This is a genomic window from Agromyces sp. MMS24-JH15, assembly GCF_043518605.1.
Taxonomy (GTDB): domain Bacteria; phylum Actinomycetota; class Actinomycetes; order Actinomycetales; family Microbacteriaceae; genus Agromyces.
In genome coordinates, this window is record NZ_CP171358.1 from 2,710,178 (window position 1) to 2,736,490 (window position 26,313).

Annotated in this window: 25 protein-coding genes; 23 read left to right on the forward strand and 2 right to left on the reverse strand. The window is 72.2% G+C overall.

Going from position 1 to position 26,313, the window contains the following annotated elements; all coding sequences use genetic code 11:
• Positions 1-50: 50 nt before the first annotated feature.
• The 18 genes from ACDF64_RS12315 (at position 51) to dapF (ending at position 18,322) form a co-directional block, all read left to right on the forward strand.
• Positions 51-890, forward strand: coding sequence for a thymidylate synthase (locus ACDF64_RS12315; protein WP_394551645.1), 840 nt, complete (start codon positions 51-53; stop codon positions 888-890).
• Entirely contained in the window at positions 890-1,423 is a 534-nt protein-coding gene (locus ACDF64_RS12320; protein WP_394551646.1) for a dihydrofolate reductase, read from the forward strand. The genes ACDF64_RS12315 and ACDF64_RS12320 overlap by 1 nt, the downstream gene beginning before the upstream one ends.
• 51 nt (positions 1,424-1,474) lie before the next feature.
• The gene (gene dapA / locus ACDF64_RS12325; protein WP_394551647.1) at positions 1,475-2,449 is read left to right on the forward strand and encodes a 4-hydroxy-tetrahydrodipicolinate synthase; all 975 of its coding nucleotides are present in this window, start codon (positions 1,475-1,477) and stop codon (positions 2,447-2,449) included.
• Positions 2,450-2,525: 76 nt separating this feature from the next.
• Positions 2,526-4,202 (forward strand): ribonuclease J, encoded by a 1,677-nt coding sequence (locus tag ACDF64_RS12330; protein ID WP_394551649.1) that lies wholly within the window; start codon positions 2,526-2,528, stop codon positions 4,200-4,202.
• A 222-nt stretch (positions 4,203-4,424) separates the two neighbouring features.
• Complete coding sequence (locus ACDF64_RS12335) at positions 4,425-5,444, forward strand: efflux RND transporter periplasmic adaptor subunit (RefSeq protein ID WP_394551650.1); 1,020 nt, start codon at positions 4,425-4,427, stop codon at positions 5,442-5,444.
• The gene (locus ACDF64_RS12340) at positions 5,444-6,274 is read left to right on the forward strand and encodes an ABC transporter ATP-binding protein (protein ID WP_394551651.1); all 831 of its coding nucleotides are present in this window, start codon (positions 5,444-5,446) and stop codon (positions 6,272-6,274) included. Before ACDF64_RS12335 ends, ACDF64_RS12340 begins: the two co-directional genes overlap by 1 nt.
• Positions 6,271-7,506 (forward strand): ABC transporter permease, encoded by a 1,236-nt coding sequence (locus ACDF64_RS12345; RefSeq protein WP_394551652.1) that lies wholly within the window; start codon positions 6,271-6,273, stop codon positions 7,504-7,506. The genes ACDF64_RS12340 and ACDF64_RS12345 overlap by 4 nt, the downstream gene beginning before the upstream one ends.
• A 71-nt stretch (positions 7,507-7,577) precedes the next feature.
• Positions 7,578-8,069, forward strand: coding sequence for a GNAT family N-acetyltransferase (locus ACDF64_RS12350; protein ID WP_394551653.1), 492 nt, complete (start codon positions 7,578-7,580; stop codon positions 8,067-8,069).
• A gap of 51 nt (positions 8,070-8,120) precedes the next feature.
• Entirely contained in the window at positions 8,121-10,931 is a 2,811-nt protein-coding gene (locus tag ACDF64_RS12355; RefSeq protein WP_394551654.1) for a DNA translocase FtsK 4TM domain-containing protein, read from the forward strand.
• A 28-nt stretch (positions 10,932-10,959) separates the two neighbouring features.
• Positions 10,960-11,562, forward strand: coding sequence for a CDP-diacylglycerol--glycerol-3-phosphate 3-phosphatidyltransferase (gene pgsA, locus ACDF64_RS12360; RefSeq protein WP_394551655.1), 603 nt, complete (start codon positions 10,960-10,962; stop codon positions 11,560-11,562).
• On the forward strand, positions 11,559-12,110 hold the full coding sequence (locus tag ACDF64_RS12365) for a CinA family protein (protein ID WP_394551656.1): 552 nt from the start codon (positions 11,559-11,561) through the stop codon (positions 12,108-12,110). Before pgsA ends, ACDF64_RS12365 begins: the two co-directional genes overlap by 4 nt.
• A gap of 125 nt (positions 12,111-12,235) precedes the next feature.
• Entirely contained in the window at positions 12,236-12,550 is a 315-nt protein-coding gene (locus ACDF64_RS12370) for a helix-turn-helix domain-containing protein (RefSeq protein WP_394551657.1), read from the forward strand.
• Positions 12,551-12,621: 71 nt separating this feature from the next.
• A complete protein-coding gene (locus ACDF64_RS12375; RefSeq protein ID WP_394551658.1) occupies positions 12,622-12,858 on the forward strand; it encodes a DUF3046 domain-containing protein in 237 nt (78 codons plus the stop codon).
• Between the two features lie 280 nt (positions 12,859-13,138).
• Entirely contained in the window at positions 13,139-14,209 is a 1,071-nt protein-coding gene (gene recA / locus ACDF64_RS12380; protein ID WP_394551659.1) for a recombinase RecA, read from the forward strand.
• Between the two features lie 80 nt (positions 14,210-14,289).
• Positions 14,290-14,901, forward strand: a complete 612-nt coding sequence (locus ACDF64_RS12385) for a regulatory protein RecX (protein ID WP_394551660.1) — start codon at positions 14,290-14,292, stop codon at positions 14,899-14,901.
• Positions 14,902-14,914: 13 nt separating this feature from the next.
• Complete coding sequence (gene miaB, locus ACDF64_RS12390; protein ID WP_394551661.1) at positions 14,915-16,504, forward strand: tRNA (N6-isopentenyl adenosine(37)-C2)-methylthiotransferase MiaB; 1,590 nt, start codon at positions 14,915-14,917, stop codon at positions 16,502-16,504.
• A 13-nt stretch (positions 16,505-16,517) separates the two neighbouring features.
• On the forward strand, positions 16,518-17,435 hold the full coding sequence (gene miaA, locus ACDF64_RS12395; protein WP_394551662.1) for a tRNA (adenosine(37)-N6)-dimethylallyltransferase MiaA: 918 nt from the start codon (positions 16,518-16,520) through the stop codon (positions 17,433-17,435).
• A 5-nt stretch (positions 17,436-17,440) separates the two neighbouring features.
• Positions 17,441-18,322, forward strand: a complete 882-nt coding sequence (gene dapF / locus ACDF64_RS12400; RefSeq protein ID WP_394551663.1) for a diaminopimelate epimerase — start codon at positions 17,441-17,443, stop codon at positions 18,320-18,322.
• Here dapF and ACDF64_RS12405 read toward each other — a convergent pair.
• On the reverse strand, positions 18,309-18,917 hold the full coding sequence (locus tag ACDF64_RS12405; protein ID WP_394551664.1) for a class I SAM-dependent methyltransferase: 609 nt from the start codon (positions 18,915-18,917) through the stop codon (positions 18,309-18,311). The genes dapF and ACDF64_RS12405 overlap by 14 nt on opposite strands.
• A gap of 41 nt (positions 18,918-18,958) precedes the next feature.
• On the opposite strand from ACDF64_RS12405, the gene hflX reads away from it, so the two are divergent.
• From hflX to ACDF64_RS12425, 4 genes are all read left to right on the forward strand, one after another.
• Positions 18,959-20,482, forward strand: coding sequence for a GTPase HflX (gene hflX, locus ACDF64_RS12410; protein ID WP_394551665.1), 1,524 nt, complete (start codon positions 18,959-18,961; stop codon positions 20,480-20,482).
• 202 nt (positions 20,483-20,684) lie between these two features.
• On the forward strand, positions 20,685-21,662 hold the full coding sequence (locus ACDF64_RS12415) for a methylenetetrahydrofolate reductase (RefSeq protein ID WP_394551666.1): 978 nt from the start codon (positions 20,685-20,687) through the stop codon (positions 21,660-21,662).
• Positions 21,659-24,010 (forward strand): 5-methyltetrahydropteroyltriglutamate--homocysteine S-methyltransferase, encoded by a 2,352-nt coding sequence (metE, locus tag ACDF64_RS12420; RefSeq protein ID WP_394551667.1) that lies wholly within the window; start codon positions 21,659-21,661, stop codon positions 24,008-24,010. The genes ACDF64_RS12415 and metE overlap by 4 nt, the downstream gene beginning before the upstream one ends.
• Positions 24,011-24,093: 83 nt before the next feature.
• On the forward strand, positions 24,094-24,876 hold the full coding sequence (locus ACDF64_RS12425) for an alpha/beta fold hydrolase (protein ID WP_394551668.1): 783 nt from the start codon (positions 24,094-24,096) through the stop codon (positions 24,874-24,876).
• On the opposite strand, the gene lexA is transcribed toward ACDF64_RS12425, so the two are convergent.
• Positions 24,873-25,559: a transcriptional repressor LexA gene (gene lexA / locus ACDF64_RS12430; protein WP_394551669.1), complete on the reverse strand. Its 687-nt coding sequence runs from the start codon at positions 25,557-25,559 to the stop codon at positions 24,873-24,875. The two genes, ACDF64_RS12425 and lexA, sit on opposite strands and share 4 nt — an antisense overlap.
• A gap of 296 nt (positions 25,560-25,855) precedes the next feature.
• On the opposite strand from lexA, the gene ACDF64_RS12435 reads away from it, so the two are divergent.
• Complete coding sequence (locus ACDF64_RS12435; RefSeq protein ID WP_394551670.1) at positions 25,856-26,251, forward strand: LysM peptidoglycan-binding domain-containing protein; 396 nt, start codon at positions 25,856-25,858, stop codon at positions 26,249-26,251.
• Positions 26,252-26,313 lie beyond the last annotated feature (62 nt).

Consider the following 26,313-nt stretch of genomic DNA (forward strand, 5'->3'; position numbering starts at 1 on the left):
GGCGCGATGCTACGCGCGGGCCGGGCGGGGCCGTTCGAATGTGACCGGGGATGACGTACCCCCGGCGTACCATCGACGACGTGGCCCAGGCGATCCCGACCCCCTACGAAGACCTGCTGCGCGACACGCTCGAGCACGGTACGCACAAGTCCGACCGGACCGGTACCGGCACCACGAGCGTGTTCGGGCGGCAGCTGCGCTTCGACCTGTCCGAGACCTTTCCGCTCGTCACGACCAAGCGCGTGCACTTCAAGTCGGTCGCCGTCGAGCTGCTCTGGTTCCTGCGGGGCGACTCGAACGTCGCCTGGCTGCACGAACACGGCGTCACCATCTGGGACGAGTGGGCGGATGCCTCGGGCGAACTCGGTCCCGTGTACGGCGTGCAGTGGCGTTCGTGGCCGACGCCGTCGGGCGGGCACATCGACCAGATCGCCCAGGTGATCGAGGACATCCGCCGCACGCCCGACTCGCGCCGGCTCATCGTCTCGGCGTGGAATCCGGCCGATATCCCCGACATGGCGCTCGCGCCGTGCCATGCCCTGTTCCAGTTCTACGTGGCCGACGGCAAGCTGAGCTGCCAGCTCTACCAGCGCAGCGCCGACCTCTTCCTGGGCGTCCCGTTCAACATCGCGTCCTACGCGCTGCTCACCCTCATGGTCGCGCAGCAGACGGGCCTCGAGCCCGGCGAGTTCGTCTGGACCGGGGGCGACTGCCACGTCTACGACAACCACCGCGAGCAGGTCGCCGAACAGCTCTCGCGCGAGCCGTTCGCGCCGCCGCGCCTCGCGCTCCGGCGGATGCCGGCGAGCATCTTCGACTACGAGGTCGAGGACTTCGAGCTCGTCGACTACGTCCACCACCCGGCGATCCGCGCCGCCGTCGCCGTCTGATGGCGGGGGCCGACGGCTCGGGTCCGCGCATCGGCCTGATCTGGGCCGAGGCGCGCGGCGGCGTCATCGGCGCGGGCGGGGGCATGCCGTGGCACGTGCCCGAGGATCTCGCCCACTTCAAGCGCACGACCGACGGCGAGCCCGTGGTCATGGGCCGGCGCACCTGGGAGTCGCTGCCCCCTCGGTTCCGTCCACTGCCCGGTCGCCTGAACATCGTCGTGACCCGGCGTGCCGACTGGCCCGGCGTCCTCGAGACCGGCGCGGTGCGCGCGACCTCGATCGAGGAGGCGCTCGCGCTCGCCGCATCCGACGCCGAGGATCGCATCTGGGTCATCGGCGGCGCGGAGCTCTTCGCACGGACGATCGACGTCGCCGACCGCCTGGTGGTCACCGAACTCGACCTCGATGTCGAGGGCGACACGTTCGCGCCCGCTCGAAGCGCGGCCTGGCGTGCGGTGGCCGCCGACCCGGCCGACGGATGGCACACCTCCGTCAGCGGCATCCGCTACCGCTTCCTCAGCCTCGAGCGCTGACCCGGCCGGTGGGAGCGATGCAGGCTCGCACGAACCGATAGCCTGTAGGGCGTGACTTCAGAGAACCCCTTCGGACAAGTGCTCGTCGCGCTCGTCACGCCGATGACGGCGGACGGCGAGGTCGATTGGCCCGGGGTCGAGAAGCACATCGACGATGTCATCTCGGCGGGAGCCGACGGCATCGTCGTCACGGGCACCACGGGGGAGACCTCGACGCTCACCGACCCGGAGAAGATCCGCCTCGTCGAGGTCGGCAAGGATGTCGCCGCGGGCCGCGCCAAGATCATCACGGGCGGCGGCTCGAACGAGACCGCGCACGCCATCGAGCTGTACAAGCACAGCGAGCAGGCCGGCGCCGACGGCATCATGATCGTGACGCCGTACTACAACAAGCCGACCCAGGCCGGGATCCTCACGCACTTCCGCCTCGTCGCGGACGCCACCGACCTGCCCGTCATCCTCTACGACATCCCCGGCCGCACCGGCGTGCCGATCAAGTACGAGACGATCCTGCGGCTCGCGAAGCACCCGAACATCCTCGCGATCAAGGACGCCAAGGGCGACTTCAGCGAGGTGAGCCGCGTGCTCAACCAGACCGACCTCCTGTACTTCTCGGGCGACGACGCGAACGTGCTGCCGCACCTGGCGATCGGCGCAACCGGGCTCATCGGCGTGACCGCGAACATCGCGCCCGCGCCGTACCGCACGATCGTCGACGCGGTGAACCGGGGCGACCTCGCGGCCGCGACGGCTTCGCACAAGCAGCTCGAGCCGCTCGTGCGCGCCGTCATGACGCACGTGCCCGGCACGGTCGCGGCGAAGTACATCCTGCACGGGCTCGGTCGCATCGGCAGCCCGCGCGTGCGCCTGCCGCTCGTCGGTCCCGAGGAATGGGAGGCCGCGCTCATCGAGGACGAGATCGACCACGTGCAGGGCATCCCCGGCGTCGACTTCCACAACTTCCGACCCGACCGCAACGCCGCCGCCGGCGGCGCGCTGCCGAAGGTCGCCGGCACCACCCGCTGACGCGCCGCGTCGGCGCAGAGACATCCGCGAGGCCATGCGGCCCGCAGCACATCGCACACCGAACTGAGGAGGGCCCATGCCCGACGTCGTCATCGATCCCGCCCCGCTCGAGCCGGGCACGCTCCGCATCATCCCGATCGGCGGCCTCGGGGAGGTCGGCCGCAACATGACCAGCTACGAGATCGACGGCAAGATCCTGATCGTCGACTGCGGCGTGCTGTTCCCGGAGGAGCACCAGCCGGGCGTGGACCTGATCCTGCCCGACTTCGGGTTCCTCCGCGAGCGCCTCGACGACGTGGTCGGCGTGGTGCTCACGCACGGCCACGAGGACCACATCGGCGCCGTGCCCTACCTGCTGAAGGTGCGCCCGGACATTCCGCTGATCGGCTCGACGCTCACGCTCGCGCTCGTCGAGGCGAAGCTCAAGGAGCACCGCATCAAGCCCTACAGCCTCACGGTGCGCGAGGGCCAGCACGAGACGCTCGGGCCGTTCGACCTCGAGTTCGTCGCCGTGAACCACTCGATCCCCGACGCGCTCGCGGTCGCGATCAAGACGAGCGCCGGCACGGTGCTCGCGACCGGCGATTTCAAGATGGACCAGCTTCCGCTGGACGGCCGGCTCACCGACCTGCGCGAGTTCGCGAGGCTCGGCGAGGAGGGCGTCGACCTCTTCATGGTCGACTCCACGAACGCGGATGTCCCGGGCTTCACGCCGCTCGAGCGCGACATCGGCCCCGTGCTCGACCAGGTCATCTCGCGCGCGCGCAAGAAGGTCGTCGTCGCGAGCTTCTCGAGCCACGTGCACCGCGTCCAGCAGGTCCTCGACGCCGCGCACGCGAACGGCCGCCGGGTGGCGCTGCTCGGGCGCAGCATGGTCCGGAACATGACCATCGCCGAGGACCTCGGCTACCTGAAGGTGCCCGCGGGCGTGCTCGTGGACTACAAGAAGGCCGGCGACGTCCCCGACGAGCAGATCGTGTACATGTCGACGGGGTCGCAGGGCGAGCCGATGGCGGTGCTCAGCCGCATGGCGAACCGCGACCACCAGGTCGAGGTCGGCGACGGCGACACGGTCATCCTCGCCTCGAGCCTGATCCCCGGCAACGAGAACGCGGTCTACCGCGTGATCGACGGACTGACGCGGCTCGGTGCGAACGTCGTGCACAAGGGCAACGCGAAGGTCCACGTCTCGGGCCACGCGGCGGCGGGCGAGCTGCTCTACTGCTACAACATCCTGAAGCCGAAGAACGTCCTCCCGATCCACGGCGAGTTCCGCCACCTGGTCGCGAACGCCAAGCTCGCGCGCGACACCGGCATCCCCGAGGCGCGCACCTTCATCGGCGAGAACGGATCGGTGTTCGACCTGCGCGACGGGAACATGCGCGTGGTCGGCCAGCTCGACCTCGGCTTCGTCTACGTCGACGGGTCGACCGTCGGCGAGATCACGGACGCCGACCTGAAGGACCGCCGCATCCTCGCCGAAGAGGGATTCATCTCGGTGATCGTCGTGGTCGACGCGACCACGGGCCGCGTCATCAGCGGTCCCGAGATCCATGCGCGCGGCTTCGCCGAGGACGACGCCGTGTTCGAGGACGTGAAGCCGAAGATCATCTCGGCGCTCGCGGACGCCGCGCGCGAGGGCGTGCGCGACCAGCACGCGCTGCAGCAGCTCGTGCGGCGCACGCTCGGCACGTGGGTGAACCGACGGCTGCGCCGTCGGCCGATGCTGGTTCCGCTCGTCATCGAGGCGTAGCGCTCGGCTGCGATCGAGGATGCCCCGGACCGTTGCGGTCCGGGGCATCCGCGTCGGTGCGGCCGCCGCGCGCACCCGCACCCGGATCGCGGCTCCGGGACGTCCCGGAATCCTCCCCGAGGCGGATACCGCGGCGTCCGCACGGGCCGATAGCGTACGGGGAGACCCGGCCTCCTTCCCCCACCGGGCGAACCCGAGGAGTGCCGTGGGCATCTGGCGCAGATGGATCCTGCCGACCGTTCGCATCCTGCTCGTCGCCGTCATCGCGGTGGCGCTCGGCAAGCTGGCGTTCTTCCCGATCGGGCGCCCGACGACGTCCCGCTGGTTCCCACCGGGACGGTCGCGGAACCGCAGGTCGCGGTCGAGCGCGGCACGATCGCGAACGACCTCGCCCTGAACGGCACGGTGAACGCGGATGCCCCGGCCGCGGTGAAGGCGACCGCGACCGGCGCGGTCGACGAGCTGTTCGCCGCCGTGGGGTCGCAGGTCGCGGCGGGCCAGAAGCTCTACGACATCAAGGTGCCCGACGAGGTCGAGCCGGTCGAGCAGACGGGGCCCGACGGCGTCCCGGTGGTCCAGGTGCCGAAGCAGACCTACCACTACGCGCCCGTGACCGCGCCGATCGCGGGCGTGCTGACCGCGCTCGAGGTGATGCCGGGGCAGCAGGTCTCGGTCGGCCAGGCGAGCGGCGAGGTCGCGCCGCCCACGTTCAACGTGACCGCGACGATCAGTCCCGAGCAGCAGTACCGGTTGACGGATGCCCCGACCGAGGCGACCGTCACCATCGCGGGCGGCCCCGCGCCGTTCACCTGCGGCGGGCTCGTCATCTCGACGGGCGCGGCGACCGCGGGCGGCGGAGCCGACCCGACCGGAGCGGCCGGCGGCGGCGGGTCGACCTCGGGCACGACGGTCCGCTGCACGGTGCCGGGCGACGTGCGCGTCTTCGTCGGGCTCGCCGCGCAGGTGACGATCTCCGCGGGCGTGGCCGACGGCGTGCTCGTGATCCCGACGACCGCGGTCTCCGGCGGTGCCGAGACCGGCAAGGTGTGGCTCATCCGCGACGGCGAGCAGGTCGAGCAGGCCGTCCGGCTGGGCCTGACCGACGGCACGAGCATCGAGGTGGTCGAGGGCCTCGCCGAGGGCGACCTCGTCCTGCAGTTCGTGCCGGGTGCGCCCGCGCAGGCCGAGCAGGGATGCGTCGCGATGGGCGACGGGTCGCTCGTGTGCGGGGCGATGCGCTGATGCCGCTCGTCGAGGCGCGCGGCGTTGGCCGGACGGTGCGGCTTCCGGACGACCGTCCGCTCACCATCCTGTCCGGCGTCGACCTCGAGGTCGAGGAGGGCGACCGGGTCTCGATCGTGGGCCGCTCGGGTTCGGGCAAGTCGACGCTGCTCAACCTGCTCGGCCTCCTCGACGCGCCGAACGAGGGCGAGCTGCGGTTCCTGGATCGCGACCTGCGGCGCATCGGGAGCGGCGCGCGCGACCGCCTGCGCGGCCGCGAGGTCGGGTTCGTGTTCCAGCAGTTCAACCTGCTTCCCGGGCGCACCGCGCTCGAGAACGTGCAGACCCCGCTGCTGTACTCGGGCGGGCGCGAGTTCTGGCGACGCGAGCGGATCGCGACCGAGATGCTCGAGCGGGTCGGCCTCGGCGATCGGCTCGCGACCAGGCCCGAGCGGCTGTCGGGCGGCGAGCAGCAACGAGTCGCCATCGCCCGTGCGCTCGTGCGCCGGCCCCGGCTCATCCTCGCCGACGAGCCGACCGGCGCGCTCGACCTCGAGACCGGGGCCTCCGTGATGTCGCTCATCGAGTCCGTGGCGGACGAGACCGGTGCCGCGCTCGTGACCATCACGCACGACCCGGCGATCGCCGCGCGTGCCTCGCGTCACTTCCGGTTGGCCGAGGGCCGGCTGCACGCCCTCGCCGGCCCCATCGATCGACCGGATGCCTCGCGCACGCCGCCGCCGGGGCGAGCCGAGTACGTCCCTGCCGGCTCCGGCTCCGGCGCCGGCAGCCCCGCTCCGGCCGGGCCGACACCGTCGCCAGACGGGGCGACCGAGGAGGCGGCCGCGTGAGGGGGTGGCTCGGTCGAGCCGCGACGGGTGCGGTGTCGACCGTCGTCGAGGCGCTCGAGGAGCTCCGCATCCATCGCGGGCGCGTCCTGCTGTCGCTCATCGGCGTCGCGCTGGCGATCTGCGCGCTGGCGTCCGTGGTCGCAGCCGGCGCGATCGCCGAGCAGTCCGGGCGCGAGATGCAGGAGCGGTCCAGCGGCCGCCCCGCGACGGTGCAGTTCCAGCCGATGACGACGTCGCCGCCCGATCCCGTCGCAGCGGACGCCGCCTGGCGGCGTGCGCTCGACCGGCACGAGGTCGACTTCGCGAGCCGCAACGGCTGGGCGCAGCTGTCGGCGCAGTTCGCCGACGGCGTCGTCCCGCTCGAGGTCACCGCGGTCGATCCCGATTTCGGGGCCATGCACCGGGTGCAGCTCGAGGACGGCGCGTGGTTCGCGGACTCGGATGCCGAGCGCCTGGCGCCGGCGCTCATCGTGAACCAGGCGTTCTGGGACCGCCTCGGCCGGCCGCCGCTCACGACGCATCCGACCGTCGAGGTCATCGGGCGGGCCTCCCTGACGGCGGTCGTCATCGGCGTCACCCCGAGCCGCGGCGAGTGGGACACGGCGCCGCAGAGCTACATCCTCGCCGACGCCTACCTCGCCCTGATGCCCTCGACGCCCGATCCGATGCTCGGGCCGTTCATGCCGTCGTACGAGGCCTGGCTTCCGCCCGAGCAGGCCGACGAGCTCACCGAGTCGCTCAGGCAGGCCTTCGCCGCCGAACTCGGCGACGGCGCGACGGTCGACGCGTACCGGACCGACTACGCGTCGTTCGAGGGCGACCCCTACCTGCCGCTTAAGCTCGTGATCGCCGGGGTGGCCGTCGTCATCCTCCTGCTCGGTGCGCTCGGGCTCCTCACGATCGCGCTCGTGACCGTGCGCACGCGCATCCGCGAGATCGGCATCCGGCGCACGTTCGGCGCGACCGCGGGACGGGTCTTCTTCTCGGTGATGATGGAGACGGTCGTCGGCACCTTCGTCGCCGGGGTCGTGGGCGTCGGAATCTCGATCGCGTTGCTGCGGAGCCCGTTGCCCGCGATGCTGCTGGGCTCCGAGCTCGACGACATGCCCGGGTTCCCGATCGAGGCCGCCGTGATCGGGATCGTCGCCGCAGTGGTCGTCGGCGCCCTCGCCGGGCTCCTGCCGGCGCTGGCCGCCGTACGGGTCCGGGTGATCGACGCGATCATGATCTGACCGGCGAGCGCGTCGCACGCCCGGTCGCGGCCCGTAATCCGCGGGAAACACCACCGGCGTAGCATCCGTGCATGGAGGGCACCAGCATCCGCGCGGCCGCTCCGGGCGACGGGGCGTTCCTGGCCGACATGGCGGTCGAGGCGGCGAACTGGCGCGACGGGGTGCATCGCCCGCGCCCGGCCGTGCTCGCCGATCCGGTCTACCGCGGGTTCATCGCCGGGTGGCAGCGTCCGTCGGACGCCGGCGTCGTGGCAGAGGATGCAGACGGGCGGCCGATCGCGGCGGCCTGGTACCGCCTCTTCCAGGCCGACGCGCCGACGCACGGGTTCCTGACGCCGGGGGTTCCCGAGCTCATCATCGGCGTGCGCCCGCTGTTCCGCGCACAGGGCCTGGGACGCGCACTGCTCCAGGCACTGTCCGAGACGGCGAGGCGGGGCGGGTTCGACCGGCTCACGCTGAGCGTCGAGCACGGGAACTTCGCCCACCAGCTCTACCGGTCCGAGGGGTTCTCGGTCGTCGGCTCGACGCCGTCCCGGGACACCATGGTGATCCGGCTCCGCTGACACCCGCGCGGCCTGCACGGCCGCGTGGGCGGTCGGTCGTAACGTGGTCCCATGGCTACGAGCACCAGGTCGAACGGTCGCGCCTCGGGCACGCCCGCCCGGGGCTCCTCGCGCGCCACCCCCGCCAAGAAGCCGGCTCCCGCGAAGCCGCGCACCCGGACGGCGGCGGCGCGCACCAAGGCCCCTGCAGGCCCGAACCTGCTGACGCGAGCCTGGATGGGCCTCGCCCACCTGACGGGCGGCGCGGCGCGCGCGCTCGGTCCCGAGCGGCTCGCGAAGGAGGAGCGCCGCGACGGGCTGCCGTTCTTCATCGTCCTGCTCGCGGTCGCCGGCGCGGTCGTCGAGTGGTTCTACATCAACGACGCGCTCGCCCAGCAGTTCGACGCATGGACCTTCGGGGGGCTCTTCGGCCGTGTCGCCTTCGGGCTCCCGGTCGTCATGCTGCTGTTCGCGATCTGGCTGTTCCGGCACCCGAGTTCGGTGCACGACAATACGCGGATCGGCATCGGCCTGGCCATCCTGCTGCTGTCGATCTCGGCGCTCTGCCACCTGTTCGGCGGGCAGCCGTCCCCGAGCGCCGGGATGCCCGTGCTCGCGCGGGCCGGGGGCATCCTCGGCTGGATGATCGCGCAGCCCCTGATCCTGCTCATCACGCCGTACGGCGCGGCCGCGGTGATCGTCCTGCTGCTCGTGCTGTCGCTCCTGATCATGACCAAGACGCCGCCGAACCGGATCGGCTCGCGCACGCGCGAGCTCTACGGCTGGCTGTTCGGCGAGCACGAGCGCACCGGCGCCGAAGCGGAGGTGGCGCCGAAGCCGACTCGCCGCAAGCGGGACGCCGAGCAGGCCACCACGGTGGAGCTCGACGGCGTCGACGACGCCGAGTCCGCGAAGCTCCCGTGGTGGCGCCGGAACTCGTCGAACCGCGAGGAGGACCCGGAGTACGCGGCGGGCGCCGAGGGGATCACGCAGGTGTTCGGCCCCGGCTCGGCCGACGGCAGCTTCGAGTCGGCGCTCGAGGGCGCCGCGAACGCCGCCGCTCCCGGACTCGGCGGCTACGGCACCGAGGTCCTCGGCGACCTCGACCGGGCCGAGGCCGCGCTCCAGCGGTTCACCGGCGAGGCGCTGCCCGACACGTCGCTCCGCGACGACGGGGGCGACACCGCCGTGCTGGCCGGCTTCGAGGCGCTGAGCGCGCCCGACGGGGTGCCGGCGCCCGTGCCGGAGCCCGCCGCCGTGCCCGACCGGCCGTACCACCTGCCGTCGGCGGCGACCCTCGCGGCCGGCGCGCCCGCGAAGGCGCGCTCGGCCGTGAACGACGAGGTCGTGCGCCAGATCACCGGCGTGCTCGAGCAGTTCGGCGTCGATGCGAAGGTGACCGGCTTCTCGCGCGGGCCCACCGTCACGCAGTACGAGATCGAGCTCGGGCCCGGCGTGAAGGTCGAGCGGGTCACGGCGCTGTCGAAGAACCTGTCGTACGCGGTCGCGTCGAACGAGGTGCGGATCCTCTCGCCGATCCCGGGCAAGAGCGCGATCGGCGTCGAGATCCCGAACGCCGACCGCGAGATCGTGACGCTCGGCGACGTCCTCCGCTCGGGCACGGCGTCGAACGCCAAGCATCCGATGACCATCGGCGTCGGCAAGGACGTCGGCGGCGGCTACGTCGTCGCGAACCTCGCGAAGATGCCGCACCTGCTCGTCGCGGGCTCGACCGGCTCCGGCAAGTCGAGCTTCGTGAACTCGATGATCACGAGCCTGCTGATGCGTGCCACGCCGGCGGAGGTCCGGATGGTCCTCATCGACCCGAAGCGCGTCGAGCTCGCGCCGTACGCCGGCGTGCCGCACCTCATCACGCCGATCATCACGAACGCCAAGAAGGCGGCCGAGGCGCTCCAGTGGGTCGTCAAGGAGATGGACATGCGGTACGACGACCTCGCGTCGTTCGGGTTCCGCCACATCGACGACTTCAACAAGGCGGTCGTCAACGACGAGATCGTCCTGCCCGCCGGGTCGGAGCGACGGCTCAAGCCCTACCCGTACCTGCTCGTCGTGGTCGACGAGCTCGCCGACCTCATGATGGTCGCGCCACGAGACGTCGAGGACTCGATCGTGCGCATCACGCAGCTCGCGCGCGCCTCGGGCATCCACCTCGTGCTGGCGACCCAGCGACCGAGCGTCGACGTCGTGACCGGCCTGATCAAGGCCAACGTGCCGTCGCGCCTCGCGTTCGCGGTCACGAGCGTCACCGACTCGCGGGTCATCCTCGACCAGCCCGGTGCCGACAAGCTCATCGGCCAGGGCGACGGGCTCTTCCTGCCGATGGGCGCGTCGAAGTCGATCCGCGTCCAGGGCGCCTGGGTGAGCGAGTCCGAGATCGAACGCGTCGTCAAGCACGTCACGCGCCAGGCGCGGCCCGAGTACCGGCAGGATGTCGCGGCCGTCGTCGAGCGCAAGGAGATCGACGCGGACATCGGCGACGACCTCGAACTGCTGCTCGCGGCCGCGGAGCTCGTCGTCTCCACGCAGTTCGGCTCGACGTCGATGCTGCAGCGCAAGCTCCGGGTGGGGTTCGCGAAGGCCGGCCGCCTGATGGACCTGCTCGAGTCGAGGGAGATCGTCGGCCCGAGCGAGGGGTCGAAGGCGCGCGACGTCCTCGTCACCGTCGAGCAGTTGCCGGGCGTCCTCGCGCGCCTCCGCGGCGACGAACCGACCGCCTCCGGCGGGGGAGCGGGACCGGGCCTCGCGGCCCCGCCCGAGGTGGACGACCGCTACGACGATCCGGTCGGCCGGATGGCGGACGGCCTCGAGGAGGTCGAGTCCTCCGGTGACGAGGACGCCTGGGGGCTCACGGGTCGCGACTGAGCCCGTCACCTCCGGATAGGCTGTGCGCATGACGACCCCCGCCGGCAGCAGCCCCGCGCGGGCCTCGAACTGGAACCTGCCGAACGCGATCACCGTCGTGCGCATCCTCGCCGCGCCGGTGTTCTTCTGGCTCCTGCTCGCCGACGGCGGCGAAGGGGGCACCCTTCGGTGGGTCGCGACGGCGCTCTTCGTGGTCGCGATCTCGACCGACTGGGTCGACGGCTACCTCGCGCGCAGCCGGGGGCTCGTCACCGACCTCGGCAAGATCCTCGATCCGATCGCGGACAAGCTCCTCACCAGTGGCGCGCTCATCTGCCTCTCGATCCTCGGCGAGGTGCCGTGGTGGGTCACCGGGCTCATCGTGGTGCGCGAGGTCGGCATCACGGTCTGGCGATTCGTCGAGCTCGGCCGTGGCAATGTCGTGCCGGCGTCCTCGGGCGGCAAGCTGAAGACGCTCGTGCAGGCCGTCGCGATCTCGTTCGCGCTCGCTCCGTTCCCGACGCTGCTCGGGGAGTGGATGGCCTGGGTCAACGCGGTGCTCATGGCCGCCGCGCTCGTGCTCACGGTCTGGTCCGGCCTGCTGTACGTCCGCGACGCCGTGCGGCTCGCTCGCGATCGGCATTCGGCATGAGCGACGCGCAGGCCCCGGCGTCGCCGGCCGACGAGCCGTCGCCGGACGCCGTGGCGCTCATCGAGGGACTGCGGGGGCGGCGGCTGACGGTCGCGGTGGCGGAGTCCCTCACGGGCGGCCTGCTCGCGTCGGGGATCGTCGACGTGCCCGGGGCATCCGTCGCGTTCCTCGGCGGCATCGTGACGTACGCGACCGAGTTGAAGCGCGACCTGGTGGGCGTCGACGAGGAGCTCCTGGAGTTCCGGGGCCCGGTCGCGCGGGCCGTCGCCGAGCAGATGGCGGACCGCGTGCGGGTCGCGTGCGCGACCGACGGCCGGCCCGCCGACGTCGGCATCGCCACGACCGGCGTGGCCGGACCCGAGTGGCAGGGCGGGCGTCCGCCGGGCACCGTCTTCGTCGGGATCGCGACCGCGCTGGGCGTCTCGTCGGTCGCGCTGGCCTTCGAGGGATCGCGCGCGGAGGTCCGCCGGGCGGCCGTCGCGGCGGCGCTCCGGCTCGGCCGCGAGGCGGTCGAATCGCTGCCCCCGCCCGCGGAATACGGTTCGTGAACACCCTGTTACATGTGTCGGGTTCACACGGAAAGCCCAGTGTGCAACGCTAGAGTCGAGGAACCTCGAACCGGGTCCCACCCGGGGGAAAGGTGAAACGGCTCGAGCGAGAGAAGGAGGTTCCGATGGTTCTGGTTCGACAGGAGATCGGCGACGTGCTGCGGGACTTCCGCCTTCGGAAGGGGCGCACCCTCCGTCAGGTGGCGAGCAAGGCCAGCGTCGCACTCGGATACCTCAGCGAGGTCGAGCGCGGCCAGAAGGAAGCCTCCAGCGAGATCCTCGCCTCGGTCGCCGAGGCGCTCGACACGCCCATCTCGGTGATCATGCACGAGGTCGGAGACCGGCTCGCGGTGCTCGAGGGCCTCTCGGCCCCGGTCGTGCCCGACAGCCTTCCCGACGACCTCGTCGCGGAGTTCGACGCGGACATCATGGTCCGCTGACCCACATCGACCACGACATCCTCGGCACGGCCGGTCGGAAGACCGGCCGTTCCGCTGTCCGGAGGCACCTGGTGAAGCTGAGCGAGTTCAGGATCGCGCTGGCGGGCGAGTTCGGCGCCGCGTACGGCGAGGTCGTCCTCGGCGATGTCGCGCTCGAGGCGTTCGGCGGTCGGACCGCGCGCGAGGCCCTCGACGCCGGCGTGGCGCCGCAGGAGGTCTGGCTCGCGCTGTGCGCTGCGATGGATGTCCCGCCCGCGAGACGGCACGGAGCACATCGCCGCGAACCGAAGGACGCCGCGGGCCGCTGACGCGACGGCGAGGCGACGCGGACACGAAGACGTGTTCGACACGCGGCGCGTCGATTCGAAGATGCGTTCGCATGCCGAGGTAGGCTCCTCCACAGCGGGATGTCCCGGCGACTTCCTCCGCAGCGACCGCCTCCCGGCGGACGATGTCGGAGGTCGGCCCTACGGTCGAATCGTCGGAACACATCCGCAGATGCCTTGTCGCAAGACGTGCCGGGTCACGGCTTGGTGCGTGGAGCGACAGCCCATAGGCAGCAGCCATCGAGATCGAAGGAGTCCACAGATGCCATCACCAGCCGACCGCGAGAAGGCCCTCGAAACCGCACTCGCCCAGATCGACCGCCAGTTCGGCAAGGGCTCCGTCATGCGCCTGGGCAGCGAGGAGCGCGCGCGCGTCGAGGTCATCCCCACCGGTTCCATCGCCCTCGATGTCGCGCTCGGCGTCGGCGGGCTCCCGCGCGGACGCATCGTCGAGATCTACGGTCCGGAGTCCTCCGGCAAGACGACGCTCACGCTGCACGCGATCGCGAACGTGCAGCGCGCGGGCGGCATCGCCGCGTTCATCGACGCGGAGCACGCGCTCGACCCCGACTACGCGAAGAAGCTCGGCGTCGACATCGACTCGCTCCTGGTCTCGCAGCCCGACACGGGCGAGCAGGCGCTCGAGATCGCCGACATGCTCGTGCGGTCCGGGTCGATCGACCTCGTCGTCATCGACTCGGTCGCGGCGCTCGTGCCGCGGGCCGAGATCGAGGGCGAGATGGGCGACTCGCACGTCGGCCTCCAGGCGCGCCTGATGTCGCAGGCGCTCCGCAAGCTCACGGGTGGTCTCAACCAGACCAACACCACGATGATCTTCATCAACCAGCTGCGCGAGAAGATCGGCGTGTTCTTCGGCAGCCCCGAGACCACCGCGGGCGGCAAGGCGCTGAAGTTCTACGCCTCCGTGCGACTCGACATCCGCCGGATCGAGACCCTGAAGGACGGCACCGAGGCGGTCGGCAACCGGACCCGCGTGAAGGTCGTCAAGAACAAGATGGCGCCGCCCTTCAAGCAGGCCGAGTTCGACATCCTCTACGGCGTCGGCATCTCGCGCGAGGGTTCGCTCATCGACTACGGCGTCGACCAGGCCATCGTGAAGAAGTCGGGCGCCTGGTACACGTACGACGGCGATCAGCTCGGTCAGGGCAAGGAGAACGCACGCAACTTCCTGCTGCAGAACCCCGACATCGCCGCGGACATCGAGCACAAGATCCTCGCGAAGCTCGGCATCGGAGCGGCGGCGGCGGCGGCGCCCGCGCCGGCTGCCCCGGCGAAGGTCGAGTCGATCGAGGCGAAGCGGCGCGGCGCCTGAGCACCCGTGTCGGTCCGGCCGGTGGGGGGCATCGGCCGGACCGATCGGGCACCGCAGACGACCGCTGGGGAAGGAGCACGATGCAGGATCGATCGTCGGCACGCGAGCCGGAGGACCGGCTCGCCCCGGTCTCGTACCTCCCCTGGGTCGCGGATGGGGCCGCGGATGAGGCCGCAGATGCGGTCGATGCGACGTCGGCTGCCGATGCGGGCGACGACGGCGTGGAACGGGACGCCCGGATCGACCGCCTGGTCGTGAACCGGCTCCGACGTTCGTCGCTGTCGATCGCTGAGGTGCGTGCCGTGCTCGTGGAGCACGGACTCGACGACGGCGAGGTCGAGGAGTGGATCGAGCGCTACGAGCGTCTCGGGTACCTCGACGACGCCCGACTCGCCGAGCACGTCGTGCACGTGCACACCTCGCGGCGCGGCCGGGGGAGCGCGGCGGTGGTCGCCGAGCTCGGCCGCCGCGGCATCCGTCCCGAGGTGGCGCAGGCGGCGCTCGCGGAGGTCGATCCCGACGACGAACTGTCGAACGCGACCGCGGTGGCCGAACGCCGGGCGCGCCAGCTCGGCGGACTCGATCGCTCCGTCGCCGAGCGTCGGCTGAGCGCATTCCTGCAGCGGCGGGGATACCCGGGGGACGTGGTTCGCGCGGCGGTCACGGCGGCCTTGCAGCAGCACCCCTCGTAGACTGGTGGTCATCATGAGCACCCTTCGAGAGGCCTCGCCGGCCGATGTCGCCGCGCCCGCGCCGCGCACCTACGAGGTGCGCACCTTCGGCTGCCAGATGAACGTCCACGACTCCGAGCGCCTCGCCGGGTCGCTCGAGGCGGCCGGCTACGTGCCCGCCGACGGCGCGGAGCCCGACGTCGTCGTGATCAACACGTGCGCGGTGCGCGAGAACGCCGACAACAAGCTCTACGGCAACCTCGGCCACCTCGCGGGCGTGAAGCGTCGGCACGAGGGCATGCAGATCGCCGTCGGCGGCTGCCTCGCCCAGAAGGACAAGAACGTCATCCTCGAGAAGGCGCCGTGGGTCGACGTCGTCTTCGGCACGCACAACATGGGCTCGCTGCCGAGCCTGCTCGACCGCGCGCGGCACAACGAGGAGGCGCAGCTCGAGATCCTCGACGCGCTCGAGGTCTTCCCGTCGACCCTGCCCACGAAGCGCGACTCGACGTACAGCGGCTGGGTCTCGATCTCGGTCGGCTGCAACAACACCTGCACGTTCTGCATCGTCCCCGCGCTCCGCGGCAAGGAGAAGGACCGTCGTCCCGGCGAGATCCTCGCCGAGGTGCAGGCGCTCGTCGACGACGGGGCGATCGAGGTGACGCTCCTCGGCCAGAACGTGAACTCGTACGGCGTCGAGTTCGGCGACCGGCAGGCCTTCGGAAAGCTCCTCCGGGCCGCAGGAGCGATCGAGGGCCTCGAGCGCATCCGCTTCACGAGCCCGCATCCCGCGGCGTTCACCGACGACGTCATCGACGCCATGGCGGAGACACCGAGCGTCATGCCGCAGCTGCACATGCCGCTGCAGTCCGGCTCGGACCGGATCCTCAAGGCGATGCGCCGCTCGTACCGCTCGGAGAAGTTCCTCGGGATCCTCGACCGCGTCCGCGCGAAGATCCCGAACGCGGCGATCTCGACGGACATCATCGTCGGATTCCCCGGTGAGACCGAGGAGGACTTCCTCGAAACCATGCGGGTCGTCGAGGCCGCGCGCTTCGCCTCGGCGTTCACGTTCCAGTACTCGATCCGCCCGGGCACGCCCGCCGCGACCATGGAGGACCAGGTCCCCAAGGAGGTCGTGCAGGAGCGCTACGAGCGGCTCATCGCGCTGCAGGAGCGGATCTCCTGGGAGGAGAACCAGCGGGTCGTCGGCCGCGAGGTGCAGCTGCTCGTCGCGACGGGCGAGGGAAAGAAGGACGCTGAGACGCACCGCATGAGCGGTCGCGCCGAGGACAGCCGCCTGGTGCACTTCGAGGTCCCGGAGGGTTCGCCCGTCCCGCGACCGGGCGACGTCGTGACGGTCGTCGTGACGCAGGCGGCCCCGTTCCACCTGCTCGCCGACTCCGCCGACGGCGCACCGCTCGTCGTCCGGCGCACGCGCGCGGGCGATGCGTGGGACCGCGGGCAGGCCGAGAGCTGCGGCGTACCGGCGGAGCCGGGGGCATCCGCTGCGCCCGGTCGCGTCTCGCTGGGTTTGCCCAGCCTCCGGATCGCCCGCGAGCCGCTCGTCTCGCCCGGCGTCGGCACGATGCCGATCTACGACTCGAGCGACGCCGAGCGTTGACCGAACGCCGCACGTGAGCCTCATCGCGATCGTCGGTGCCACGGGCACGGGCAAGTCGGCGTTCGCGCTCGACCTCGCCGAGGCGTTCGCGCGCCGCGGGCGTCGGGCCGAGGTCGTGAACGCCGACGCCATGCAGCTGTACCGGGGCATGGACATCGGGACCGCGAAGCTCGGAACGGGGGAGCGCCGGGACATCCCGCATCACCTGCTCGACGTGCTCGACGTCACCGAGGAGGCGTCCGTCGCGCGCTACCAGCCGGAGGCGCGCACCGCGATCGACCGGATCGTGGAACGGGGCGACGTCGCCCTGCTCGTCGGCGGCTCGGGACTGTACGTGTCGGGGGTCATCCACGACTTCCGGTTCCCCGGCACGGATCCGGAGATCCGCGCGCGTCTCGAGTCCGAGCTCGCCGAGCTCGGGCCCGGCCTGCTGCACGCCCGGTTGCGCGCGATCGACGCCGAGACGGCGGCCGCGGTCGACGCGCAGAACGGGCGGAGGATCGTGCGGGCGCTCGAGGTCATCGAGGTCACGGGCGAGTCGAAGGCCGCGCGGCTCCCGGACCGGCCGATCCCGTGGCGACCGCACCGGATCGTGCACCTCCGCAGCGACCGCGCCCGACTCGTCGAGCGCCTCGACGCGCGCGTGCACGGCATGTGGCGCGACGGGCTCGTCGAGGAGGTCCGCGGGCTCGTGCCCGCCGGCATCGAACGCGGCGTCACCGCACGTCGGGCGATCGGGTACCAGCAGGCGCTCGCGCAGCTCGACGGCCGGATGTCCGAGGCCGACGCGATCGCCGAGACCCAGCAGCTGACCCGGGTCTACGCGCGCCGCCAGGTGAGCTGGTTCAAGCGATACGACGCCGCGGTCGTCGATGCCGACGACGCCGACGCCCGGGCCGCCGAACTCGTCCGCCAGGCCGCCCTAGACTGAACCGCATGTCCTTCGATCTCCGGTTCACCAAGGGGCAGGGCACCGGCAACGACTTCGTGCTCTTCTCCGACCCCGACGGCGACACCGAGCTGACCCCCACCCAGATCGCCGCCGTGTGCGACCGCCGCTTCGGCGTCGGCGCCGACGGGGTCATCCGCGCCGTGCGGTCCCGCAACCTCGAGGCGGGCGCCGACGCGCTCGCGGAGGACCCGGAGGCGACGTGGTTCATGGACTACTGGAACTCGGACGGCACGGTCTCGGAGATGTGCGGCAACGGGATCCGCGTCTACGTGGCGTACCTGCTCGACCAGGGCCTGGCCGAACTGCCGCCCGGCGGCACGATCGCGATCGGCACGCGAGCGGGCGTCCGCCGGGTGACCCGCGCGACCAACGGCTTCCAGGCCGACCTCGGCGTGTGGCGCCTGGACGGCGGGGAACCGCTCGTGCGGGCCAGGGCGCTGCCGGTCGCGCGCCCCGGGCTCGGGATCGACGTCGGGAACCCGCACGTGGTCGTCGCGCTCGCCGACGACTCGGAGCTCGAATCGCTCGACCTCGGGTACCAGCCCGTGCTCGACCCGGCGCCGGAGGCCGGCGCGAACATCGAGTTCGTGGTCCCGGCAGAGCCGCTCGTCGAGGACGGCGTCGGCCGCATCCGGATGCGCGTGCACGAGCGCGGCAGCGGCGAGACCCTGTCGTGCGGCACCGGCGCGGTCGCCTCGGCGCTCGCGGTTCGGTACTGGGCCGGCGCGAACGCGCCCGACGACTGGCGCGTGCAGGTGCCCGGCGGCGTGCTGGGCGTCCGGATGCACCGGGCCGACGACGGCGAGCACGTGTCGCTCTCGGGCCCCGCGGAGCTCGTCTACGACGGCGTGCTCAGCCTCGCCTGACCTCGATCACGCGGAACCCCTTCGAGGTCTCGGCTCGGAGGACCTCGAAGCCGTCGGCGAACTCCGCGGCGAGCCACTTCTGCAGCGAGTCGGCTCCGAGGTGCTTCTGGACCACGAGCCATCCGGATGCCCCGTCGGCGAGCCGCGGCAGCCAGGTGCGGAGGATCCCGTGCAGGACGTCCTTGCCGACGCGGATCGGCGGGTTCGAGCAGATCGCGTCGAACCGGACGTCGGCGGGAACATCCTCGGGCAGGACGGCGTTGACGTTGCCGAGGCCGAGCCGTGCGGCGTTGCGGCGCACCAGGTCGAGGGCGCGCTCGTTCACGTCGACCGCCCAGACCGTGGCATCCGGGGACTCGAGCGCGAGGCTCAGCGCGACCGGTCCCCAGCCGCAGCCGACGTCGAGCAGGTGACCGGTGGCGGGCACCTCGGGCACGGTGTCCAGGAGGACCGCGGTGCCGCCGTCGACGTGGTCCGGGCTGAACACGGCCGGTGCGGTGAAGACCTCGAGGTCGCGGCCGGCGAGGCGGACGCGGATCGTGCGCAGCGCCTCGGGCGACGCGGGGCTCGAGGAGAAGTAGTGCTCCTGGGGCATACGGCGAACCTATCCCAGGAAACGGAAGTAGGGTTGACACGATGAATGAAGCCGGATCCGAGCGCGACGACGCCATCGACCGAGCGCTGCGAAGCGGCGACGCGCGCGCCGGGATCTCCCGGTTCGGCGCCGACGGCGCGACCTCGATCCAGCGCACCGACGTGGATGCCACGGCGTGGCAGTCGACCGACGGCGAGCAGTTCGAACGCGAGGACCGGGCGGCGCTGCGCCGCGTCGGCGGCCTGTCGACCGAGCTCGAGGACGTCACCGAGGTCGAGTACCGCCAGCTCCGGCTCGAGAACGTCGTGCTCATCGGCGTCTACTCGCAGGGTTCGCTCGACGATGCCGAGAACTCGCTCCGCGAGCTCTCCGCGCTCGCGGAGACCGCCGGTGCCCGCGTGCTCGACGGCGTCCTGCAGCGTCGCCCGCATCCCGACCCCAGCACGTACCTCGGCCGCGGCAAGGTCGAGGAGCTCCGGCACATCGTCGCCGCGGTCGGCGCCGACACGGTCGTCGCCGACACCGAGCTCGCCCCGAGCCAGCGCCGAGCCCTCGAGGATGCGGTCAAGGTGAAGGTCATCGACCGGACCGCGGTGATCCTCGACATCTTCAGCCAGCACGCCAAGAGCCGCGAGGGCAAGGCGCAGGTCGAGCTCGCCCAGCTCGAGTACCTGCTGCCGCGCCTGCGCGGCTGGGGCGAGTCGATGAGCCGCCAGGCGGGTGGCCAGGTCGGCTCCGCCGGCGCAGGCATGGGCTCCCGCGGCCCGGGTGAGACGAAGATCGAGCTCGATCGCCGGCGCATCCACACGCGCATGGCGAAGCTGCGCAAGCAGATCGTCGGCATGAAGCCCGCGCGCGACGCCAAGCGTGCGAACCGCAAGCGCAACGCCGTGCCGTCCGTCGCGATCGCCGGCTACACGAACGCGGGCAAGTCGAGCCTGCTCAACCGCATCACGGGCGCGGGCGTCCTCGTCGAGAACGCCCTGTTCGCGACCCTCGACGCGACCGTGCGCCGCAACACGACGGCCGACGGCCGGGTCTACACGATCGCCGACACCGTCGGGTTCGTGCGGAACCTGCCGCACCAGCTCGTCGAGGCGTTCCGGTCGACCCTCGAGGAGGTCGGCGACGCCGACCTGATCGTGCACGTCGTCGATGCGGCGCATCCCGACCCGGCCGGTCAGATCGCCACCGTGCGGGACGTCATCGGCGAGGTGGGCGCCCGGGACATCCCCGAGCTCATCGTGTTCAACAAGGCCGACCTCGTGACCCCCGAGGACCGGCTCGTGCTCCGCGGGCTCGAGCCCGGCGCCGTGTTCGCGTCCGCGCGCACGGGCGAGGGCGTCGCCGAGGTGCTCGAGGCCATCGGGCGGATGCTCCCGGACCCCGCGGTCGAGATCGACCTGCTCGTGCCCTACGACCGCGGCGACGTGGTCTCGGCGCTGCACGAGTCGGGCCGCGTGCTCTCGGTCGAGTACGTGGAGGAGGGCACCCGCATCCGGGCCCTCGCGTCGCCCGAGCGCGCGGCGCAGCTCTCGGAGTTCTCCGCCGCCGTCGTGGCCTGACCCCCCGGACGCGTCACACGCGGACACACCCTGACGGCGGCGACCCCGACGGAGTATCGTCGCACCTGATCGTCGGCGGCGGGTCCATGCCCGCAGCCTGGAGCGACCGCCGAGCCCGGCACCCGCCCGCGACAACCCCGCCGAGTCGGCGCGGGTCCGCGGCAGCCGTGGCCCCGCCTGATGCGACTCCTCGAGGAGTGGAATGTCAGGCCCTGCATCCCAGCGCGACGGCGCAGTCCGTCCGTCCGTCTCGTTCGAGCTGTTCCCGCCGCGCACGGACGCCGCGGCGATCGCGCTCGGGCGCACCATCGATCGCCTCGCCGAGGTGGATCCGGCGTTCATCTCGGTGACCTACGGGGCCGGCGGTTCGACCCGCGACCGCTCGCTCACGGTGCTCAAGTACCTGCTCGAGCACACCGACGTGGAGCCGATGGCGCACCTCACGTGCGTCGGGTCCTCGTACGGCGAGGCGAACGCGCTGGTCCGCCAGTTCCTCGACGCCGGCATCACGAGCTTCCTCGCGCTGCGCGGCGACCCGCCCGAGGGCGCGGACCCGGACGCCGGGATCGGCGACATCGAGACCGCCGCGGAACTCGTGCAGCTCATCCACCGCGTGAACGAGGAACGCGAGCCGTTCGGGCAGGCGCAGGTGCCGGGCGCACCCGACGCGCGACGCATCACGTCGGACCGGCGGACGGCGAGGGTCGCGGTCGCCGCGTTCCCGAACGGGCATCCTCGCTCGCGCACGCCGCAGCAGGACATCGACACGCTGCTCGCCAAGGAGGCGGCCGGATCGAACCTCGCGATCACGCAGCTGTTCTGGGATGCGGCGGACTACTTCGACCTCGTCGACCGGGCGCGCGCGGCCGGCGTCACCATGCCGATCCTGCCCGGCATCATGCCGGTGACCGTCCCGGCCAGGCTCGCCCGGCTCACCGAGCTCACGGGCGTCGAGCCGCCGCTCGAGCTCGCGATGGGGTTCGAGCTCGAGCCCAGCCGGCACGCGCAGATCGAGCTCGGCGTCGAGTTCGCCGCGCGACTCGTCGAGCAGGTGCTCGACGGCGGCGCGCCCGGCGTCCACCTCTACACGTTCAACCACCACGAGGCCGTGCTCGCCGTGCTCGAGCGCGTCGGCCTCGGCATCGCCCAGTCCACTGAGAGGAACCACCAGGAGCCATGACCGCCCACCACGCGAGTTTTCCCACCGGCACGATCCTCGGCTACCCCCGCATCGGGCGCCGCCGCGAGCTGAAGCGCGCCGTCGAGGCCTACTGGGCCGGTCGCATCGACCGTGCCGAGCTCGAGGCGCGAGCAGCCGGGCTGCGGGCGGCGACCCGCGGGCGCCTGGCCGCGCTCGGACTCGGTCGCGAGGACTCGTCGATCCCCGAGTCGTCCTCGTACTACGACCACGTGCTGGACGCGGCGCTCGCCGTGGGCGCGGTGCCGGCTCGCTTCGAGCGGCTCCGCGGCGCCGACGGCGGGTTCGACCTGGACGCCGAGTTCACGATCGCTCGCGGCGACGGCGCGGATGCCCCGCTGGAGATGACGAAGTGGTTCGACTCGAACTACCACTACCTCGTCCCCGAGATCGGGCCCGACACCGTGTTCTCGGCGAACGGCGGGCGCATCGCCGACCTCGTCCGCGAGGCGCGCGCCGACGGATATCTCACCCGCCCCACGCTCGTGGGCCCGGTCACCCTGCTCGCGCTCGCGAAGCCGGCCGAGGGCGCACCCGCGGACTTCCGCCCGATCGATCGCCTCGCCGATCTCCTGCCGGTCTACGCGGCGCTGCTCGCCGAGCTCGCCGACGCGGGCGCCGCCTGGGTCCAGCTCGACGAGCCGGCGCTCGTGAGCGAGAGCCTGCCCGACGACCGCGGCCGGTTGCTGGCCTCCGCGGCGGCCGCCTACGACGACCTCGGGGCGCGCGACGACCGGCCCGCGATCTTCGTCGCGGCGCCCTACGGCGACCTCGACGACGCGCTCGCGGTGCTCGCCGCGACGCCGGTCGAGGCGATCGGCCTCGACCTCGTGCGCGGTTCGCTGCCGGGCGCGCTCGACCCGGCGACCGAGGAGGGCCTGGCCGGCAAGACGCTGGTGGCGGGCGTCGTCGACGGGCACAACGTCTGGCGCGGCGACCTCGAGCGCGCGTTCGCCCACGCCGAGGCGCTGCGGTCGTGGTCGGGCAGCGTGGCGGTCTCGACCTCGACCTCGCTCCTTCACGTGCCGCACGACGTCGACGACGAGTCGGGCCTCGACGCGCGACTCGCGGGCTGGCTCGCGTTCGCCGACCAGAAGACCGCCCAGGTCGCGGCGCTCGCGCGGGGCCTGGTCGAGGGTCGCGACGCGATCGCCGACGTCCTCGACGCGGCATCCGAGTCCCTGCGGGATCGCGCGTCCGCGCCGGGCGTGCAGGTCCCGTCGGTGCGCGACCGGCTCGGCGCGCTGCGCGACGGCGACGCCGTCCGCGTGCCGTACCCGCAGCGAGTGGCGGCGCAGGCCGACCTCGCGCTGCCGCCGCTGCCGACGACCACGATCGGGTCGTTCCCGCAGACGTCCGAGATCCGTCGCGCCCGCGCGCGGCTCGCGACGGGCGAGCTCGAGCAGGCCGGATACCTCGCCGAGATGCGCGACGAGATCGAGCGGGTCATCCGGTTGCAGGAGCGGCTCGGGCTCGACGTCCTCGTGCACGGCGAGCCCGAGCGCAACGACATGGTGCAGTACTTCGCCGAGCTGCTCGACGGCTTCGCGGTGACCGAGCACGGCTGGGTGCAGTCGTACGGCTCGCGGTGCACGCGCCCCTCGATCCTCTGGGGCGACGTGTCGCGGCCGGCGCCGATGACGACGTCGTGGTCGGCGTTCGCCCAGTCGCTCACGGGCAAGCCCGTGAAGGGCATGCTCACCGGGCCCGTGACGATCCTCGCGTGGTCGTTCGTGCGCGACGACCAGCCGCTCGGGGACACCGCGCGCCAGGTCGCGCTCGCGCTCCGCGACGAGGTCGCCGACCTCGAGGCCGCGGCGATCCGCATCATCCAGGTCGACGAGCCCGCGCTCCGCGAGCTCCTGCCGCTGAAGCTCGTCGACCAGGCCGGCTACCTCGACTGGTCGGTCGGCGCGTTCCGGCTCGCGACGGGCGGCGCGGCCGCGGGGACGCAGGTCCACACGCACCTCTGCTACTCCGAGTTCGGCGTCGTCATCGACGCGATCCGCGATCTCGATGCGGATGTCACGAGCATCGAGGCCGCGCGGAGCCGGATGGAGGTCGTCGACGACGTCGCGGCGAGCGGCTTCTCGCACGGCATCGGCCCGGGCGTGTACGACATCCACTCGCCGCGCGTGCCGAGCGTCGAGGAGCTCGGTTCGCTCCTCGAGCGCGCCGCCGCGGCGATCCCGGCGGACCGGCTCTGGGTGAACCCCGACTGCGGGTTGAAGACGCGCGGGTACGACGAGACCGTCGCGTCGCTCGAGCACCTGCTCGAGGCGGCCCACGCGGTGCGCGAGCGGCTCGCGGCGGTCGAGACGGCCGGCTGATGCGTCGGGCGGATGCTCCGGCTCGGAGCATCCGCCCAGCTTCATCCGTGTCGGCGCACAGGCGCGGCCGGTAGGTTCGCGCCATGCAGCTCGCCGTGAGGGAGTCCGGGCAGGGGCCCAGGACCGCCGTGCTCGTGCACGGGATCATGTCCGATTCGCGCGCGTGGCATCGCGTGACGGCCGAGCTGGAGGCGCACGGCTTCCGCGTGATCGCGGTCGACCTCGCCGGGCACGGCCTGAGCCCGAGGGCGCGGCGGTACTCGCCCGGCGCCTGGGCGGACGACGTCGTCGAGACCGTCGGCCCGCTGCTCGACGGCCCGCCGGACGTGGTCATGGGGCATTCGCTCGGGGCGCTCGTCGCGAGCCTCGTCGGCGATCGGCTCGCGCCGCGCGCGGCGATCTACGTGGACCCGGCGTTCGGGTTCCCGTCGGGCGTGAAGGGCTTCGCGATGAAGGCCTTCTTCGCGGTGGCACCGCGCCCGCGCCGCGGCGCGCTCGTCAAGATGAACCCGCGGTGGCATGCCGACGACGTCGAGATCGAGCTGGCGACCCTGCGCGACTGGGACAAGCGGACCATCCTGGGCCTGGCCGACAGCCGTCGCCTGGTGCCGCCGCAGCGGCTCGTCGCGCCGAGCCTCGTGGTGCTCGCGGAGAAGAGCCTGCTGATCACCGCGGCGGCGGCGACCGCCATGCGTCGGACGGGCATGGAGGTCCTGGCCCTGCCGGGGACCGGGCACACGGTGTTCCGCGACGACCACCAGGGCTTCATGAGCGCGGTGGTCGACTGGCTGACGGCGCAATACGCCGTGCCGGCCCACCCGGCCGCCGCCCAGGAGCTCGGCGCCGTGGGCGCCGTCGTGGCCTAGACCGCCCGGAGGACCGCGACGACCTTGCCGAGCACGTCGGCCTGGTCGCCGAGGATCGGCTCGAACGCGGTGTTGCGGGGGAGCAGCCAGGTGTGGCCGTCGCGGCGACGGAGCACCTTCACCGTGGCCTCGCCGTCGAGCATCGCCGCGACGATCTCGCCGTTCTCCGCGGTGGGCTGGGACCGGACGACGACCCAGTCGCCGTCGCAGATGGCCGCGTCGACCATCGAGTCGCCCACGACCTTGAGGATGAACAGCTCGCCCTTGCCGACGAGCTGTCGGGGGAGGGGGAACACCTCCTCGACCTGCTGCTCGGCCGTGATCGGGATGCCGGCGGCGATGCGGCCGACGAGCGGGACCATCGCCGCGTCGCCCACCGGGGTCGCGCTGCCCGAGTCGGACCGGCCCTCGACGGTCGGGAGCTCGATCAGCACCTCGAGCGCGCGGGGCCGATTGGGGTCGCGCCGGATGTAGCCGGCGAGCTCGAGCTGGTTGAGCTGGTGGGTCACGCTCGAGAGCGACGAGAGCCCGACGCCGTCGCCGATCTCGCGCATGCTCGGCGGGTAGCCCCTGGACGCGACCGAGCGCTGGATGACCTCGAGGATCGCGACCTGCTTCGGGCTCAGGTTCCGCCGGCGCCGTCGGCGACCGGTCTCGTCTGCTGCCCGGACCTGATCAGTCACGTTGTCTCGCCCCTCGCTGCGGCCGCCCCGCGACCGGATGTCGGTGGTCGGTGTTCGACTGTCGTCGACGTTCGAAACTGTATCCAGTGCGCTGCGTACCGGCAAACATCTGTTCGAGCGTGTCGCGGAATCGTCCGTCGAACAGGGGGGTGATGGGGGCCTTGCGAATTCAAACATTCGAAGATACATTCGGAACAGAGTTTCGCGCCCGGTGCTCCCGGCCGAGCGCCGGGCGCGACTCGTCTTCGTCAGGATCCGGCTCATCGACCGCAAGGTCGGGGGAAGGGGAGGCAACCGTGAGCAGCGTCGTCGCGATCGACTTCGGTCGAGGGTTCCCGTCCGAGGCGGACGCCTCGCGCCCGCAGGCGGCATCCCCCGCTCGCACCCGACTGCGGCTGACCCGTCGGGGCCGGGTGGTGTTCACGGTGGCCGGGGCGCTCCCGCTGATCGCGTTGGTGTTCGGCCTCGTCCTCGGGGCCGGTCCCGCGGCGGCCGGGAACGGCGCGTCCTCGGCGCGCGAGCAGTTCACGATCGTGACGGTCGGCCCCGACGACACGCTGTGGGAGCTCGCGAGCGAGCTGGCGCCCACGCGCGATCCTCGTGACGTCATCATCCAGATCCTCCGGCTCAACGGGCTCGAGAGCTCGGTCATCGAGCCGGGACAGCAGCTCGCCCTGCCGAACCTCGACTGAGCGCCGCGTTGCCTCGAGCGACCTGCGCAGTGCCTCGAGCGGGCGGCGCAGCGCGCGTCGGC

Coding starts and splice junctions, on each gene's coding strand:
- ACDF64_RS12315 (WP_394551645.1), top strand. CDS start 51: ATGACGTACCCCCGGCGTACCATCGACGACGTGGCCCAGGCGATCCCG.
- ACDF64_RS12320 (WP_394551646.1), top strand. CDS start 890: ATGGCGGGGGCCGACGGCTCGGGTCCGCGCATCGGCCTGATCTGGGCC.
- ACDF64_RS12330 (WP_394551649.1), top strand. CDS start 2,526: ATGCCCGACGTCGTCATCGATCCCGCCCCGCTCGAGCCGGGCACGCTC.
- ACDF64_RS12335 (WP_394551650.1), top strand. CDS start 4,425: ATGGATCCTGCCGACCGTTCGCATCCTGCTCGTCGCCGTCATCGCGGT.
- ACDF64_RS12340 (WP_394551651.1), top strand. CDS start 5,444: ATGCCGCTCGTCGAGGCGCGCGGCGTTGGCCGGACGGTGCGGCTTCCG.
- ACDF64_RS12350 (WP_394551653.1), top strand. CDS start 7,578: ATGGAGGGCACCAGCATCCGCGCGGCCGCTCCGGGCGACGGGGCGTTC.
- ACDF64_RS12355 (WP_394551654.1), top strand. CDS start 8,121: ATGGCTACGAGCACCAGGTCGAACGGTCGCGCCTCGGGCACGCCCGCC.
- pgsA (WP_394551655.1), top strand. CDS start 10,960: ATGACGACCCCCGCCGGCAGCAGCCCCGCGCGGGCCTCGAACTGGAAC.
- ACDF64_RS12365 (WP_394551656.1), top strand. CDS start 11,559: ATGAGCGACGCGCAGGCCCCGGCGTCGCCGGCCGACGAGCCGTCGCCG.
- ACDF64_RS12370 (WP_394551657.1), top strand. CDS start 12,236: ATGGTTCTGGTTCGACAGGAGATCGGCGACGTGCTGCGGGACTTCCGC.
- recA (WP_394551659.1), top strand. CDS start 13,139: ATGCCATCACCAGCCGACCGCGAGAAGGCCCTCGAAACCGCACTCGCC.
- ACDF64_RS12385 (WP_394551660.1), top strand. CDS start 14,290: ATGCAGGATCGATCGTCGGCACGCGAGCCGGAGGACCGGCTCGCCCCG.
- miaB (WP_394551661.1), top strand. CDS start 14,915: ATGAGCACCCTTCGAGAGGCCTCGCCGGCCGATGTCGCCGCGCCCGCG.
- dapF (WP_394551663.1), top strand. CDS start 17,441: ATGTCCTTCGATCTCCGGTTCACCAAGGGGCAGGGCACCGGCAACGAC.
- ACDF64_RS12405 (WP_394551664.1), bottom strand. CDS start 18,917: ATGCCCCAGGAGCACTACTTCTCCTCGAGCCCCGCGTCGCCCGAGGCG.
- hflX (WP_394551665.1), top strand. CDS start 18,959: ATGAATGAAGCCGGATCCGAGCGCGACGACGCCATCGACCGAGCGCTG.
- ACDF64_RS12415 (WP_394551666.1), top strand. CDS start 20,685: ATGTCAGGCCCTGCATCCCAGCGCGACGGCGCAGTCCGTCCGTCCGTC.
- metE (WP_394551667.1), top strand. CDS start 21,659: ATGACCGCCCACCACGCGAGTTTTCCCACCGGCACGATCCTCGGCTAC.
- ACDF64_RS12425 (WP_394551668.1), top strand. CDS start 24,094: ATGCAGCTCGCCGTGAGGGAGTCCGGGCAGGGGCCCAGGACCGCCGTG.